Origin of the sequence: Geojedonia litorea (genome assembly GCF_042654525.1) — a bacterium.
GTDB lineage: Bacteria > Bacteroidota > Bacteroidia > Flavobacteriales > Flavobacteriaceae > Geojedonia > Geojedonia litorea.
In genome coordinates, this window is the sequence record NZ_JBHSGP010000005.1 from 225,650 (window position 1) to 241,157 (window position 15,508).

The window sequence follows — 15,508 nt, forward strand, 5'->3', positions numbered from 1 at the left end:
AAAATGTTAAAGGAAATTAATATGTTATTTTGAGATTAAATTTAGAAATTAAGTTCTTCTTTAATCGAATAACGTTCCTTATTGGCACTGTTTCTTAAAATGATTTCACCCAAAAATCCAGCGATAAAAAATTGCGTACCAATAATCATTGTAGCCAATGCAATATAAAATTGAGGGCGCTGACTAATTAATCTGCCATAAGGATTAAAGAATATCTTGTCAATGCCGAGATATAAGGTAAAACCAAAACCAATGATAAACATAATAACGCCTAAAGCACCAAATAAATGCATGGGGCGCTTACCAAAACGTGATAAAAACCAAATCGTAATTAAATCTAAAAAGCCATTAATAAATCGTTCCATACCAAATTTGGTTTCTCCGTATTTTCGAGCTTGATGCTGGACTACTTTTTCACCAATTTTGGTAAATCCAGCATTTTTAGCTAATACTGGAATGTAGCGGTGCATTTCACCATTAACATCAATGTTTTTAATAACTTCATTTTTATAGGCCTTTAATCCGCAATTGAAATCATTTAATTTAACACCCGAAGTGCGTCTAGCTGCCCAATTAAAGAGTTTAGAAGGAAGATTTTTGGATACAACAGAATCGAATCGTTTCTTTTTCCATCCTGAAACCAAATCGAAACCTTCTTTGGTAATCATGTTGTAAAGATCTGGAATTTCATTCGGGTTGTCTTGAAGATCGGCATCCATGGTTATGATCACATCACCTTGAGCTTTTTTAAAACCAGCGTGTAAGGCCTGTGATTTTCCGAAATTTTTTAAAAAATGTATGCCTTTAATATGCTTGTCTTTTTTAGACAATTCTACTATGGTATCCCAGGATGCATCGGTACTACCGTCATCAATAAAAATGATTTCATATGAAAAACGATTGGATTGCATAACTTCTGCAATCCAATCGTGTAGTTCGGTCAATGACTCTTTTTCGTTAAGTAGCGGTATGACTACTGATATATCCATGTAAATAGTTTCAAAATTCTCTGTTCAAAAATAAAGAAATTATTTAAGCATGCCTATTATTCTTTTTTCATTACTAACCCGGCTATTAGCGAGTAAATTAAACCAAAGAGCATGCTAGCACCAATCCAGATAGCAGATCCAATAGCAGGGTTCATAAACATTTCAACAACCTTCATTTGCTGATCAACCATGTCTTGTGTGGCATTTGGAGCTTCAAGCATTTTATCTCTAACAACATCTTTCATTTGGCCCATAAATTCTGGATCTATGATATAATTAAAAATAAGTCCATAAATCACATATACAACTGCACTTATAGCAGCAATGGCAACACCAGTTTTTAATGCTTCACCTAAACTTAAAACATTAGCATTCTGTTTTTTATATTGTCCTATAGCATAAAAAATAACTACTGGGAAAATAATATAATATAAAAATTGAGGCCATTGTACGCCTTCAAGTGACATGCCAGTGACATACATAATCACGCTTATCAATATCATGATTACTCCTAGAATAATCCCGTAGTTCATGGCGAATTTGCCAACAGTTGGTTTTTGAGTTTCCATAAATTCCTATTTATTTAATGTTATGTTAGTTGGTATAAATTTAGATAAAAATGTTACAAAATAGGGCTTATAATGGCTGAATAGAACTTTTTAATAGAAGTTGCTTTAAAAAACAAAATAAATTATTGGTAATTTGTAAAAAATGCCTAAATTTGCAGCTCGAAAAAACGAAACGATATAAAGCTTTTAGTGATGAAAAAAGGAATACATCCAGAAAATTATAGACTTGTAGCATTTAAAGATATGTCTAATGAAGACGTATTCATTACAAAGTCAACTGCAGATACTAATGAAACTCTTGAGGTAGAAGGTGTAGAGTATCCATTAATTAAACTTGAGATTTCAAGAAGCTCTCATCCATATTATACTGGTAAATCTAAATTGGTAGATACAGCTGGTCGTATCGATAAATTCAAAAACAAATACGCTAAATTTAAAAAATAAGTTTAGCCACTCAATTATAATAAGCCTTCAGGAATTAACTTGAAGGCTTTTTTGTTTTCAGTATTTAAGCTATTTTTGATATTATGCATAAGTTTAAATATTGTGCAGATCACTTCTAACTCCTAAAATTGACATGAACTACATATTATTTGATGGGCCATCGCGAAACAATTTATTGCCCTTTACCTATACACGTCCAATGGCCGATATTAGGATTGGGATATTGACCATTCGCGAAAAATGGGAATTGCATTTAGGATGTACAACAACAACGCTTACTGAAGATTATTTATCTGAAAAATACCCTATGGTAGAGATGGATGAAAATGTCATGATTAATGCCTCTTATCTACCAACTACTGAACTTGCTGAAATGGTAAAAAGCCTTGAGGACAATCAAGCCATTTTTAAAGATGAAGATGTGATTGCCTTTTTCTCAAAGGATAGTCAGGATAATATTGATTTTGAACGCTATGAAGCTATTGAGTTCAATGACGAACTTATAAAGATTGAACATACTTGGGATATTTATTCAAAAAATGGTCAAGCTATTCAAGAGGATTTTGAAATTTTAACCAAAAACCGAAAATCTAAACCAATACCTTCATCAAATAATGTCATAGGTCATGAGCATATTTTTATTGAAGAAGGTGCTACATTAGAATTTGTGACGCTCAATGCAAATAAAGGCCCTATTTATATTGGTAAGGATACCGAAATTATGGAAGGCAGCATTATTCGTGGACCTTTTGCCTTATGTGAAGGATCTACGGTTAAATTAGGGGCCAAGATTTATGGACCCACTACTATAGGTCCATTCTGTAAAGTAGGTGGCGAAATTACTAATTCGGTGTTATTTGCATATTCAAATAAAGCTCATGAAGGCTATTTAGGTAATTCAGTATTGGGCGAATGGTGTAATATTGGTGCAGATACTAATACTTCCAATTTAAAAAATGATTACTCGCAAGTGCGTCTTTGGGATTACCAAACAGACAGTTTTGCTAGAACTGGTTTACAGTTTTGTGGTCTCATGATGGGTGATCATAGCAAATGCGGAATCAATACCATGTTCAATACAGGAACGGTTGTTGGAGTGAATGCGAATATTTTTGGAGCAGGTTTTCCGCGTAATTTTATTCCAAGTTTTAGTTGGGGAGGTCATGGCGGATTTACAACCTATCTTCCCAAAAAAGCATTTGAGGTGGCCAAAGTAGTAATGTCCCGAAGACATATTGAATTTTCAGAACAAGATGCAAAAATCCTCGAACACGTTTTTGAACTTACCAAAAAATACAGACGCGAATAAAGTAAAACCAGTTTTATGTTAGGAATTATACTCATCTATTTTATTGGAAAGCAGTTTTATACACTAGCCGAAGATTTCAACAAAAACAAATGGCTTTATGCTATTTTAAGCGTCGTTATTTATTATGTAGCTGGTTTTATTTTTGGAACTATACTTGCCGTTTTAGATCTCATTTTTGAATGGGGAATCGACTGGGATAATAACTTTGGTCTTAATCTATTAGGGATTCCAATTGGTTTATTGGCCGATTGGGGTTTTTACTATATGTTAAAAAAGAAGTGGGAACAATCTACTGTTTTAATCAAAGATGAAATTCAAAATATTGGTAAGAATACAGAAGATTAACTTACTCCTTTTTTACCCGTTTTAAATCCAATAAATTAATAGGGTTAATTCCTAATCCCTTTACATTTTTTTGAGTAAAACGTACGACTTCATCATAATATAATGGCACCATAATGGCTTTTGCCATGGCCATGGAATCCATTTTGGTATATAAATGTTTGCGTTCTTCGATGTCAATGATGGTGAACGCCTTGTTGTACAAGCTGTCGAAGGTTTCACTTTTGTAGTGAAAGTAATTAGAGCCGTTAGGCGCAAAATTCTTGCTATAAAAAATGGATAAATAGTTTTCGGCATCTAAATAATCGGCTACCCAAGAGCTTCTAAAGAAATCTATTTTTCCGTTGGATCTGCCAGATCGTAAGGTAGCTTCTGGCATAACATCTACATTTATTTTTAAACCTAACTTTTCAAGTTCATGTTGTATAAATTCACAAAAACTCAAGTAATTACTAGTAGTGGTTAAATTAATTTCTGGACGAGTTATGCCGCTTTCTTTTTTAAATTGTTCAATAAGCTGTTTGGCTTTTTTGGGTTGATACGAAAACCCTATTGATGGATCATAACCAGCAATACCAATAGGTATAAAACCACCGTTAGCTGGATTTCCAATTCCATTTCGCAAATAAATCATCATTTTTTTTCTATCGAAACCGTAATTGATGGCTTTTCTAATTAATTCTGATTGAATTTCAGGTGTTTTAGAATCCAAATAAAATCCTAAATATTCAGTGTTTAAATAGGGTCCTCGAATCATATTTACGGTTTTAGCATACGATTCTCGAAGCTCACCATTACCTGTTAAAAGCTCATCCTTATATGAAGCATCTAAACTATTTAAAAAATCAATCTTGCCTTGAGCAAACTGCAAAAATTCACTTTGCTTATCGGGTAAAAATGTAATGGCAATGGCTTCTAAATAAGGCAGTGAATTACCAACACTATCTTTTTCAAAATAATTAGGATTCCTTCTAAAAATGAGTTTAAGATTTTCTTCCCAACGTTGAAACTTAAATGGACCTGTACCAATTGGATTAGATCTAAACTCATTTCCGTAATGCTCTACAATTTCTTTAGGTACAACAGAGCAATATTTCATTGATAAAAGACCTATAAATGCAGGAAATGGTTGCTTCAACTTAATTTCAAAAATAGTGTCATTTATGGCTTCGAAATCATCAACTTTGTTTAATACCCAACTACCTGGTGCCGCAACTTGTTTGTCCCTCAATCTATTAAAGCTGTATTTGAAATCTGAAGCAATAACCAATCTGGTTGAATCTTTGCCAAATAAGCTATGTTTATGAAAATAAATGTCATTACGAAGATTAAACGAATAAAGTAATCCGTCTTCAGAAACTGTCCAGTTTTTGGCAATACAGGGTATAATGTTCAAGTCAGCGTCGGTTTGAACCAACCCATTAAATAGTTGATTAGCTACCCAATTATCTTGTAAAGTTCTTGCAAAAGCAGGATCCAAAGTGTTGATATTAGCATGTTCATTATATCTAAAAACTGAATGATCTTTATCAAGATGAGAGTCAGAACCACAGGACAAGAAAGTCATAAACATGTAACTTATTGATAAATAGCATACTGTTAGGGTTAAATGCTTTGAAACATGTTTTATCATATAATTTTTTAATTGTAAATTTGCAGCCTTGGTAAAAATACAAGAATGAACGCTAGAAAAAAAGTCGCATTTTACACTTTAGGTTGTAAGCTTAATTTTTCGGAAACCTCTACAATTGCGAGAAGTTTTACAGAAGAAGGCTTTGATCGTGTAGACTTTTCTCAATCTGCTGATATTTATGTGATCAACACCTGCTCGGTTACTGAAAATGCAGATAAACGCTTTAAATCCATAGTAAAGCAATCGCAGAAGGTAAATCCTGATGCTTTTGTGGTTGCCGTAGGTTGTTATGCACAATTAAAACCACATGAATTAGCCGATGTTAATGGTGTTGATTTGGTACTTGGTGCTACTGAAAAATTTAATGTAACCAGTTACATTAATGATTTATTAAACCAGCCGGAGCGTAGTAAAGGAGCAGGTGAAGTACATTCTTGTGATATAGATGATGCCGATTTTTATGTTGGTAGTTATTCAATTGGAGATCGAACACGGGCCTTTTTAAAAGTTCAGGATGGCTGCGATTACAAATGTACCTATTGCACAATTCCTTTGGCTCGAGGGATTTCACGGAGTGATACCATGGAAAACGTGCTTAACAATGCCAGAGAAATTTCTGAACAAAATATAAAAGAGATTGTTCTAACGGGAGTTAACATTGGTGATTATGGTAAAGGTGAGTTTGGTAATAAAAAACATGAACATACCTTCCTAGATTTGGTAAAGGAACTTGACAAAGTTGAAGGTATTGAACGTTTACGTATTTCATCTATTGAGCCCAATCTATTAAAAAATGAAACTATTGAATTGGTTTCAAAATCAAGAGCGTTTGTACCACATTTTCATATTCCATTACAAAGCGGGAGCAATGACATTTTGAAGAAAATGAAGCGCCGCTATATGAAGGAACTCTATGTTGATCGTGTTTCAAAAATAAAAGAAGTCATGCCAAATGCCTGCATTGGCGTTGATGTTATTGTTGGTTTTCCTGGAGAAACGGATGAACATTTTTTAGAAACCTATAATTTTTTGAATAGTTTAGATATTTCGTATTTGCACGTGTTTACTTATTCAGAGCGTGATAATACTGAGGCTGCTGTTATGGACGGTGTAGTGCCAAAAAATGTAAGAGCAAAACGAAGTAAGATGCTACGAGGTTTATCTGCAAAAAAAAGAAGGGCATTCTATGAAAGTCAAATAGGTAAAAAAAGTGTCGTTTTATTTGAAAGTGAGAATAAAGAAGGCTACATCCACGGTTTTACAGAAAACTACGTAAAGGTAAAAACACCATGGAATCCTGAATTGGTAAACACTTTACACGAGGTTGAACTGACCAAAATTGATGAAGACGGTCTGGTCAGATTTGCGTTTGTAGAAGCCCTAGTAGTTTAAGTGAAGCATCCCAAATGTTTCATTTTAACTGCTTTTTAGCCTATTTATCTATTTTTTTTAAATATTGAAACATTAAAATATACTTTTCCGAAGTAATTAGCCCCTAATGAAAAAATCAATTTATTTCCTTGTATTCTTACTGATAGCTTCGTCATGTTCAAAAGAAGAGACTATAGATGCTAAAGTATTGATTGGTATTTGGGAGAGAACAAGTTTGACCGAAAATTCAACCTCTGTTGATAAATTAGTATTTAAGTCTGATAATTCAGGGATTAAAACACATACCGAAAACCATAAATCTGGAGAAGTTGTCTCTAGTGCCTCTGATTTTAAATGGAATTTGAATGATGGAATGGTTACACTTACCTCTGGAGATAATAGCACATTAGGGACGTATGTTATTAATATTGAAAACGAAATCAGCCTGGTCGCTATAAATGAATCGCCTTATATAAAGGTGTCTAATACCGTTTTAGACTATTAAATAAAAAAAAATCCGAAACTACTTGTTTCGGATTTTTAATTTTATATTCTTATGCCAACTGGCAATAATTTTTTGTATTTTCTATGACGCCTTATGAATTTTGCAATTTCAGGACTTGTAGGTACAACACTTATATTGCGCTCTCCAATATTTTCAAAAACCAAGGTTAAAAATTCTTGTTCAAAATCTTCAGAATTAATAGATTCTGGAATGATGAGCTTTGTTAAAAAAATCTTTCGGTCTTGAAGTGAATATTCAATTTTGGCAAGTTGTTCATCAACTTTTAGTTCAAATTGACGTAAAAAGTCATTGTCTACAAGTTCGGCTGCATCAATCATGGTGTAAATTATTAAATTCAAAAATTGGTAAGGATAAAAACTAAAATCTATAGCTTTGCTTTTGCAAAAGTACGAAAAAATTTCGGAATGTCTAAAAGTTGTTAGTTTGTAAATGCTTATTATGTAAACATTTACTGTAAATACTATTGAAATTTGCTGTATTTATTGGAATATAAAATGCTTAAGAGAACCTAATTAAAGCTATGAGTAAGGACCTAATTCATGTGTATTTTATGCCTGGAATGGCGGCAAGCCCAGTTATTTTTGAGCATATTAAATTGCCAGAAGCGCAGTTTGAGATTCATTGGCTAGAATGGGTACTCCCAATTAAAAATGAAAGTTTACAGGATTATGCATATCGCATGACTAATAACATAAAACATGATAACGTAGTGCTTTTAGGTGTTTCATTTGGCGGCATATTGGTACAAGAGATGAGCAAGTTTATCAATTTGAGAAAACTAATTGTGGTATCAAGTATTAAGTCAAAACACGAGCTGCCAAAACGTTTAAAGGTATTAAAAGTAACTAGGGCATACAAAGTTTTACCTACACAATGGCTAGCAAACATTGAATTTTTTGCAAAATTTGCCTTTGGTAAAAGTGTAGTCAAACGTCTAGATCTTTACAAAAAATACTTATCGGTAAGGGATAAACAGTATTTAGATTGGGCCATTGAACAAATTATTTTTTGGGATCAACAACATCCAAACCCTAATGCCGTTTACATTCACGGTGAAAAGGATATGGTATTTCCACATTCATGCCACGGAAATTGCATCGTTGTGAAAGGGGGAACCCATATTATGGTCATTAGCAAGTATAAGTGGTTTAACGAAAATTTACCAAAGCTTATACTCAACTAATTTTGAAAGATCTACTTAAATTATATACATTTATAAAAAAATAATATTATGAAAACCATTAAAAATATTTTAGCAGTTGTGGGTTTAGTTTGTTTGTCTGGGCTATTTATTTTTGCAGCCCAACAAGCACCGTCAGATGAAAACATTGATGACACTCCAAAATTAATTAACGATTACAATGTTTACGCACTATCAGTGCCAGATCGACTTGATTTTGCAGGCGAAGCACTTCCATTAAAGGATCCTGACGTTTATGAGCGTATGGACAGGGAATTATTAGTGAACACTTATTGGCAATCCAATGGATTATTAATGTTTAAACGTGCCGAAAAGTATTTTCCAATTATTGAACCTATTTTGAAGAAACATGGAATACCTGATGATTTTAAATATTTAGCGGTGATAGAAAGTGGCTTAACTAATGCAGTTTCTCCTGCAGGTGCAAGAGGGGTTTGGCAAATTATGCCAGAAACAGGAAAAGAGAATGGTCTTGAGGTTAACTCTAATGTAGACGAGCGCTACAATTTAGAAAAATCTACAGAGGTTGCATGTAAATATTTACTGAAATCAAAAAAAGATCTTGGATCATGGACTTTAGCCGCAGCAGCATATAACGCTGGTAATGCTGGAATTTCGAGACGCTTAAAAGAGCAACAAGTGAGTAACTATTACGATTTGTTATTGGGCGAAGAAACAGGACGCTACATGTTTAGGATTGTTGCTTTAAAAGAAATTTTAAACCATCCTCAAAAATATGGCTTTAATTTTACCAAAAAGGATTTGTACACAGATGTTCCAACGTTTAAAGTTGAAATTGATACCGCAGTTTCAGACTTTGCCTCTTTTGCTAAAAAATTCGGAATTAACTATAAAATTTTAAAAATCCATAACCCTTGGTTAAGAGAGCCGCATCTTAATAATAAATCCAGAAAAAAATACACTTTAGAAATTCCTAAAGAAGGGTATTATAGAACAGGACCTTAATGGTGGATTTTATTCGAGATAATCTCTGGAATATATTAGTTGTAATCAATTATTTGGTTGCGATTTCTGCAGCTATAATCATTCTATTAAAAAACATAAATCCGGCCAAAACAGTATCCTATATTATTGTTTTGGTTTTTTTTCCTTTTTTAGGCGTTCTTGTCTACTATCTCTTTGGTCAGGAATACCGGAAAACCAAAATTTTCAATAGAAAAGGTATCTTAAATCGTACCATTATTAAAAAAGTCAATGAGGATTTTGAACTAGGAAAAGCAGAGTTTGATAAAATTGATGCGAAGCTAGATGAAAAGATAAAACTGGTCAAACTTTTAAAAAACAGCGAAGACGCACCTTTAACGCTAAATAACCAGATGACCATTTTAAAAAATGGAGAGGTAAAGTTTAAACAGTTACTTAAAGATCTAAAAGCGGCAGAACATCATATCCATTTGGAGTATTACATCATTAAAGATGACCAAATTGGAACCAAAGTGTTGGATATTATTTGTGAAAAGGCATCCAAGGGTTTAGAAGTAAGATTAACCTTTGATGATGTTGGAAGTAGCTTGTCATCATCTTCTAAAAAGAAATTAAAAAAATCTGGTGTTCAATTTTATCCATTTATGCCGGTTTTGTTTTCTGGCTTTACAGGGAAAATGAATTATAGAAATCATAGAAAAATTGCTATCATAGATGGTAAAATTGCGTACGTTGGAGGAATAAATATAGCTGACAACTATATTAATAGCGAAGCTAAAACAGAATATTGGAGAGATACACATTTAAGAATTATGGGTGATGCTGTTAAATCCCTACAAATCCATTTTCTCACGACTTGGGATTTTGTTTCAGATGAAGCTCTTAAAATTACACCACGATTTTTTCCAGAGCTAGAGGTAAAGGAAAATCTTGCAATTCAAATTGCGGCAAGTGGTCCAGATTCTAACAGAGCGACTATTATGGAAGCTATATTTACAGCAATCACTACTGCCGAAGATTATATCTATATTACAACACCATATTTTATACCTAATTCTCAAATATTCACTGCCTTACAGGTGGCATCAAAAAGTGATATTGATGTGCGAATAATTATTCCAAAAGAATCAGACTCGTGGGTAGCAAAATACGCTACCAATTCATTTTTAGAGCCGCTTTTAGAGGCTGGAGTTAAAGTGTATAGATATCATAAAGGATTTGTGCACGCCAAAACGATGGTTGTAGATGATTTGTTTTGCACCGTAGGAACTTCAAATATGGACAATAGAAGTTTTAATATCAATTTTGAGATTAATGCACTTATCTATAATAAAGATCAAAGTAAGACGCTTAAAACACACTTTCTGCTAGATATTAAAAACGCTGAACTTGTAAACTATAAGCAGTGGCAGGAGCGCTCGGGATTTGATAAAGTAAAGGAATCACTGTCTAGACTATGGGCTCCGCTACTTTAATGAGAGGTGTCTTCATCTAATGTGGTTATGGTCCCATTTTTTGATTTTTCATTTTTAAAAAGAAGCAGGGCTAAATTTCTGTAAGTTGACGCCCTTCCTTTAGATTTGGGATTGGAGATTTCTTGATAAAGCTCAAATTTTTTATTGATATCAACTAATTGCTTGGTTCCTGTAACGAAAAAGCAAGCAGGAACACCAAACGAATGTTTAAAGGTTTTTATAATATGACTACTTTTATTTTCTGATTCATCAATATAAGTGAAATATACATGATCGTTGTACTGCTTTTCTATCGACTTCGCTATTTTCTTAGAATCCCAATACAACACAATTACATCTATTTGACCTTTGTATAGTTCTGCCATGTCATTTATGGCTTGAATTTCTCGCTTATCCTGAAGATTCCAAGACGCTTTGGTGATTAATATAAATGGATTTTTAAGGCTATCGGTTTCGATGGTCTCATCAGAAACCTTATTTAATTTCAAGTTTGGGACGTACGTATTTTTCAAGTGGTTTTTAACTAGAGATTCAAACAGAGAATCGGCTTTCTTAAAATCAAACTTGTTTATGGCTAAATTACTATTAAGATTGTAGGTTGGTAAATGTTTGGTTAGGGCATCATCAAAGTACACTTTCGAAACTTGAGGGAAGGCTAGAAGTGCGTATCCAAGCGAAAGTATTGTAAACAAATGTTTCATGTTTACACATTTAGTAAAAATTAGGTCATTAAATTTAGCCATTAAGACAATAAACGGCAAAATTATTCGTTGAAGCACATGTTTATGAAAGAATAAACTTTCAAAAACGTCAAATTTAGCAATAAAAAAGCACTGATATACAGTGCTTTACAAGATTTTTTTTGAGTTTAACGACGTCTCATGTTACGGTTACCGTAGTGTTGATTTGGTATGGAAGCTTTTTTCATTTGTTGTTTCATCATTTTAATTTGTTCGGCTAACATATTACGCTTGTCAAGTTTTTGAGCATCACTTAATAATTTTTTAGCTTCTTGAGGCCTTCTTTTACTAAAAGCAATTCCTGCTAAATTTAATTTTGCCATTGCCAAATCATGATCCATAGATAACCCCAAATCAACCGCTCGTTTAAAATATTTTTCAGCTTCATTCATATTGGTTTGTGAAACCATGATACCGTGAAGAAAGTTATAATATCCTTCTTGTTTTTTAACTAATGCAGTAGAAGGGTTCTTTATTTTATTTAACCATTTTGTGGCTCCAGCGAAATCTTGTTTTCGCAAACGCAAGAATGCTAAAAGGATAAATTCATTTTTAAAGTAAAGAAAGATGAATATTAATGACAGTAAAATGTACATAATACCGTTTCCAATATTTCCTTCTGTAAATTGAAAAATCGCATAACCTATAATAAGAAAGGCGATAATTAATTTTATAATTTTGTTATACATAGCACTTAAATAAGGTGTGCAAAGGTAATAAAAAGTATTAAAAATATTTTTAAAATTAGGTTTGTGAAAGTAAAAAGTCTTTGTATATTTGCACGCAGTTTTGGAAAAGCTAAATCCAATCTCGAAGTAAAAAGACAAAGATTTTTTAAAGATATAAGACAATGAGTAAAAGAACGTTTCAACCATCAAAAAGAAAGAGAAGAAACAAACATGGTTTCAGAGAAAGAATGGCTACTGCTAATGGCAGAAAAGTTCTTGCACGCAGAAGAGCGAAAGGAAGAAAGAAATTGTCTGTGTCTACTGAATCAAGACATAAGAAATAATGATTAACAATTGTTAATATTTAAAGGTGTTGCTTAGGTGTAACGCCTTTTTTTATACCTATTTGATACCTATTTTTGAAAACTTAAAGTTGATATAATGCCAAAAAACAAAAATTTAAAGTCCATACTTATTATTGGTTCAGGTCCTATCATTATTGGGCAAGCCTGTGAATTTGATTATTCAGGGAGTCAGGCCTTACGTTCTCTACGGGAAGACGGGATTGAAACCATACTCATTAATTCCAATCCAGCAACTATCATGACTGACCCTACAATGGCAGATCATGTTTATCTTTTGCCGTTAACCACAAAATCTATAATTAAGATTTTAAAGGAACACCCTCAAATCGACGCCGTATTGCCAACAATGGGAGGTCAAACTGCACTTAATTTGTGTATTGAAGCGGATGAGAAAGGAATTTGGAACGACTTTAATGTAAAACTTATTGGTGTTGATATTAATGCAATCAATATCACAGAAGATAGAGAAGAGTTTAGAGAGCTAATGCTAAAAATAGGAATCCCAATGGCTCCTCAAGCTACAGCAAATTCTTATTTAAAAGGAAAAGAAATTGCCCAAGAATTTGGTTTTCCACTAGTAATTAGGGCATCTTACACTTTAGGAGGTGAGGGCGCTTCGTTTGTCCATACTGAAGACCAGTTTGATGAGTTGTTGACACGTGGTCTGGAAGTTTCTCCAATCCATGAAGTAATGATAGACAAAGCATTGATTGGATGGAAGGAGTATGAGTTAGAGTTATTACGTGATAAAAATGATAACGTCGTAATCATATGTACTATAGAGAATATGGATCCAATGGGTATCCATACAGGCGATTCTATCACAATTGCACCTGCGATGACCTTAAGTGATAAAACATACCAGAAAATGCGTGATATGGCTATCCATATGATGCGAAGTATTGGCGATTTTGCAGGTGGTTGTAATGTTCAGTTTGCGGTCAGTCCTGATGATAAGGAAGATATTATAGCGATTGAGATTAACCCTCGTGTTTCACGTTCATCAGCATTAGCTAGTAAGGCTACAGGGTACCCAATTGCAAAAATTGCAGCCAAGCTTGCTATAGGCTATAATTTAGATGAATTAAGTAATCAGATTACAAAATCGACTTCAGCATTATTTGAGCCAACTTTAGATTACGTTGTGGTTAAAATACCACGTTGGAATTTCGATAAATTTGAAGGTTCAGACCGAACTCTAGGACTGCAAATGAAGGCTGTTGGCGAGGTAATGGCTATAGGACGCTCATTTCAAGAAGCACTGCATAAAGCCACTCAATCATTAGAAATTAAGCGTAATGGATTAGGCGCCGATGGTAAAGGGTATAAAAACTATGATCAGATTATTGACAAACTAACTCATGCGAGTTGGGACCGTGTATTTGTGATATATGATGCCATTCAAATGGGTATTCCGTTAAGCAGGATTCATGAAATCACTAAAATTGATATGTGGTTTTTGAAACAATATGAAGAATTATATCACCTTGAAAAAGAGATTTCCGGATATACCATAGATACTATTGAACGTGACCTATTGCTTGAAGCCAAACAAAAAGGCTATGGTGACCGTCAAATAGCACATATGTTAAAGTGCTTAGAAAGCCAAGTTTATAAAAAGCGCGACGAGCTTAACATTAAACGTGTTTATAAACTGGTTGATACCTGTGCAGCCGAATTCAAGGCGCAAACGCCATATTATTACTCAACCTTTGAAAATGATATTGAAACAGCAAACGGAGATCGTTATGTTGATAATGAAAGTGAAGTTAGCGATAAAAAGAAAATTATTGTTTTAGGTTCGGGACCAAATAGAATCGGACAAGGAATTGAGTTTGATTATTGCTGTGTTCATGGTGTTTTAGCGGCTTCAGAATGTGGTTACGAAACCATCATGATCAATTGTAACCCTGAAACAGTTTCAACCGATTTTGATATATCAGACAAGCTTTATTTCGAACCGGTATTCTGGGAACATATATATGATATTATTCAACACGAAAAACCAGAAGGTGTCATTGTTCAGTTGGGCGGTCAAACCGCTTTAAAACTGGCCGAAAAGTTGGATAGATATGGTGTCAAGATTATTGGAACCACGTTCAAATCATTGGATTTAGCTGAAGATCGAGGAAGTTTTTCAAAATTATTGAAGGATAATGATATTCCTTATCCCGAATTCGACGTTGCAACCAACGCCGAGGAGGCTTTAGCAATTGCAGATCGACTAGACTTTCCAATTTTGGTTAGACCATCGTACGTACTTGGCGGACAAGGGATGAAAATTGTCATTAATAGAAAGGAACTTGAAGAGCACGTAGTTGGGTTACTTCGTAAAATGCCTGATAACAAGTTACTTCTTGACCACTATCTAGATGGTGCCATAGAAGCAGAAGCAGATGCTATATGTGATGGAGAAAATGTTTATATCATCGGTATTATGGAGCATATTGAGCCTTGTGGTATCCACTCAGGGGATAGTAATGCGACATTACCACCATTCAATTTGGGTGAGTTTGTAATGCAACAAATAAAAGATCATACGAAGAAAATAGCATTGGCTTTAAATACGGTAGGACTTATAAATATTCAGTTCGCTATTAAAGATGATATGGTATACATTATTGAAGCCAACCCAAGAGCTTCTCGTACGGTACCATTTATTGCTAAAGCTTATAAAGAGCCTTATGTGAACTATGCAACGAAAGTGATGTTAGGCGTGAATAAAGTAACCGATTTTAACTTCAACCCTCAACTCGAAGGCTTTGCTATTAAGCAGCCAGTATTTTCGTTTAATAAGTTTCCTAATGTGAATAAAAAATTGGGTCCTGAAATGAAAAGTACTGGTGAAAGTATCTTATTTATTGATAGTTTAAAGGATGATGAGTTTTATAATTTGTATTCAAGACGAAAAATGTATTTGAGTAAATAGAA

The 15,508-nt window shown here is 33.6% G+C and carries 16 protein-coding genes; 10 read left to right on the top strand and 6 right to left on the bottom strand.

Features of this window, described 5'->3' with window-relative positions; genetic code table 11:
• Positions 1-41: 41 nt before the first annotated feature.
• Complete coding sequence (locus ACFO5O_RS02980) at positions 42-989, bottom strand: glycosyltransferase family 2 protein (protein WP_387960817.1); 948 nt, start codon at positions 987-989, stop codon at positions 42-44.
• 56 nt (positions 990-1,045) lie between these two features.
• Positions 1,046-1,558, bottom strand: a complete 513-nt coding sequence (locus ACFO5O_RS02985; protein WP_387960819.1) for a DUF4199 domain-containing protein — start codon at positions 1,556-1,558, stop codon at positions 1,046-1,048.
• Positions 1,559-1,750: 192 nt separating this feature from the next.
• Here ACFO5O_RS02985 and ACFO5O_RS02990 point away from each other — a divergent pair, with 192 nt between their 5' ends.
• The 3 genes from ACFO5O_RS02990 to ACFO5O_RS03000 all read left to right on the top strand — a co-directional run bounded on the left by ACFO5O_RS02990 (position 1,751) and on the right by ACFO5O_RS03000 (position 3,656).
• On the top strand, positions 1,751-2,002 hold the full coding sequence (locus ACFO5O_RS02990; protein ID WP_387960821.1) for a type B 50S ribosomal protein L31: 252 nt from the start codon (positions 1,751-1,753) through the stop codon (positions 2,000-2,002).
• A 133-nt stretch (positions 2,003-2,135) separates the two neighbouring features.
• A complete protein-coding gene (locus tag ACFO5O_RS02995) occupies positions 2,136-3,311 on the top strand; it encodes a GlmU family protein (RefSeq protein WP_387960823.1) in 1,176 nt (391 codons plus the stop codon).
• A gap of 15 nt (positions 3,312-3,326) precedes the next feature.
• Positions 3,327-3,656, top strand: coding sequence for a hypothetical protein (locus ACFO5O_RS03000; protein WP_387960825.1), 330 nt, complete (start codon positions 3,327-3,329; stop codon positions 3,654-3,656).
• Position 3,657: 1 nt separating this feature from the next.
• On the opposite strand, the gene ACFO5O_RS03005 is transcribed toward ACFO5O_RS03000, so the two are convergent.
• Positions 3,658-5,226 (bottom strand): ABC transporter substrate-binding protein, encoded by a 1,569-nt coding sequence (locus ACFO5O_RS03005; RefSeq protein WP_387960995.1) that lies wholly within the window; start codon positions 5,224-5,226, stop codon positions 3,658-3,660.
• 105 nt (positions 5,227-5,331) lie between these two features.
• Here ACFO5O_RS03005 and mtaB point away from each other — a divergent pair, with 105 nt between their 5' ends.
• Positions 5,332-6,678 (top strand): tRNA (N(6)-L-threonylcarbamoyladenosine(37)-C(2))-methylthiotransferase MtaB, encoded by a 1,347-nt coding sequence (mtaB, locus tag ACFO5O_RS03010; RefSeq protein WP_387960827.1) that lies wholly within the window; start codon positions 5,332-5,334, stop codon positions 6,676-6,678.
• 106 nt (positions 6,679-6,784) lie between these two features.
• A complete protein-coding gene (locus tag ACFO5O_RS03015) occupies positions 6,785-7,162 on the top strand; it encodes a hypothetical protein (RefSeq protein ID WP_387960829.1) in 378 nt (125 codons plus the stop codon).
• Between the two features lie 41 nt (positions 7,163-7,203).
• Here ACFO5O_RS03015 and ACFO5O_RS03020 read toward each other — a convergent pair whose 3' ends face one another.
• On the bottom strand, positions 7,204-7,500 hold the full coding sequence (locus ACFO5O_RS03020) for a GNAT family N-acetyltransferase (RefSeq protein WP_387960997.1): 297 nt from the start codon (positions 7,498-7,500) through the stop codon (positions 7,204-7,206).
• A gap of 203 nt (positions 7,501-7,703) precedes the next feature.
• Here ACFO5O_RS03020 and ACFO5O_RS03025 point away from each other — a divergent pair, with 203 nt between their 5' ends.
• The 3 genes from ACFO5O_RS03025 to cls are packed head-to-tail and all read left to right on the top strand — an operon-like array spanning position 7,704 to position 10,804.
• Positions 7,704-8,366 (top strand): alpha/beta hydrolase, encoded by a 663-nt coding sequence (locus ACFO5O_RS03025; protein ID WP_387960831.1) that lies wholly within the window; start codon positions 7,704-7,706, stop codon positions 8,364-8,366.
• 48 nt (positions 8,367-8,414) lie between these two features.
• Positions 8,415-9,350 (top strand): lytic transglycosylase domain-containing protein, encoded by a 936-nt coding sequence (locus ACFO5O_RS03030; RefSeq protein ID WP_387960833.1) that lies wholly within the window; start codon positions 8,415-8,417, stop codon positions 9,348-9,350.
• Positions 9,350-10,804, top strand: coding sequence for a cardiolipin synthase (cls, locus tag ACFO5O_RS03035; protein ID WP_387960835.1), 1,455 nt, complete (start codon positions 9,350-9,352; stop codon positions 10,802-10,804). The genes ACFO5O_RS03030 and cls overlap by 1 nt, the downstream gene beginning before the upstream one ends.
• On the opposite strand, the gene ACFO5O_RS03040 is transcribed toward cls, so the two are convergent.
• Both ACFO5O_RS03040 and ACFO5O_RS03045 read right to left on the bottom strand, forming a co-directional pair.
• Entirely contained in the window at positions 10,801-11,505 is a 705-nt protein-coding gene (locus ACFO5O_RS03040; protein ID WP_387960837.1) for a hypothetical protein, read from the bottom strand. The genes cls and ACFO5O_RS03040 overlap by 4 nt on opposite strands.
• Before the next feature lie 167 nt (positions 11,506-11,672).
• Positions 11,673-12,233 carry a tetratricopeptide repeat protein gene (locus ACFO5O_RS03045; protein ID WP_387960839.1) on the bottom strand — a complete coding sequence of 187 codons (561 nt, stop codon included), beginning with the start codon at positions 12,231-12,233 and terminating at the stop codon, positions 11,673-11,675.
• Between the two features lie 161 nt (positions 12,234-12,394).
• Here ACFO5O_RS03045 and rpmH point away from each other — a divergent pair, with 161 nt between their 5' ends.
• Together rpmH and carB are read left to right on the top strand one after the other, a co-directional pair.
• Positions 12,395-12,556, top strand: coding sequence for a 50S ribosomal protein L34 (gene rpmH / locus ACFO5O_RS03050; RefSeq protein WP_119029305.1), 162 nt, complete (start codon positions 12,395-12,397; stop codon positions 12,554-12,556).
• Positions 12,557-12,653: 97 nt separating this feature from the next.
• A complete protein-coding gene (carB, locus tag ACFO5O_RS03055) occupies positions 12,654-15,506 on the top strand; it encodes a carbamoyl-phosphate synthase large subunit (protein ID WP_387960842.1) in 2,853 nt (950 codons plus the stop codon).
• Positions 15,507-15,508 lie beyond the last annotated feature (2 nt).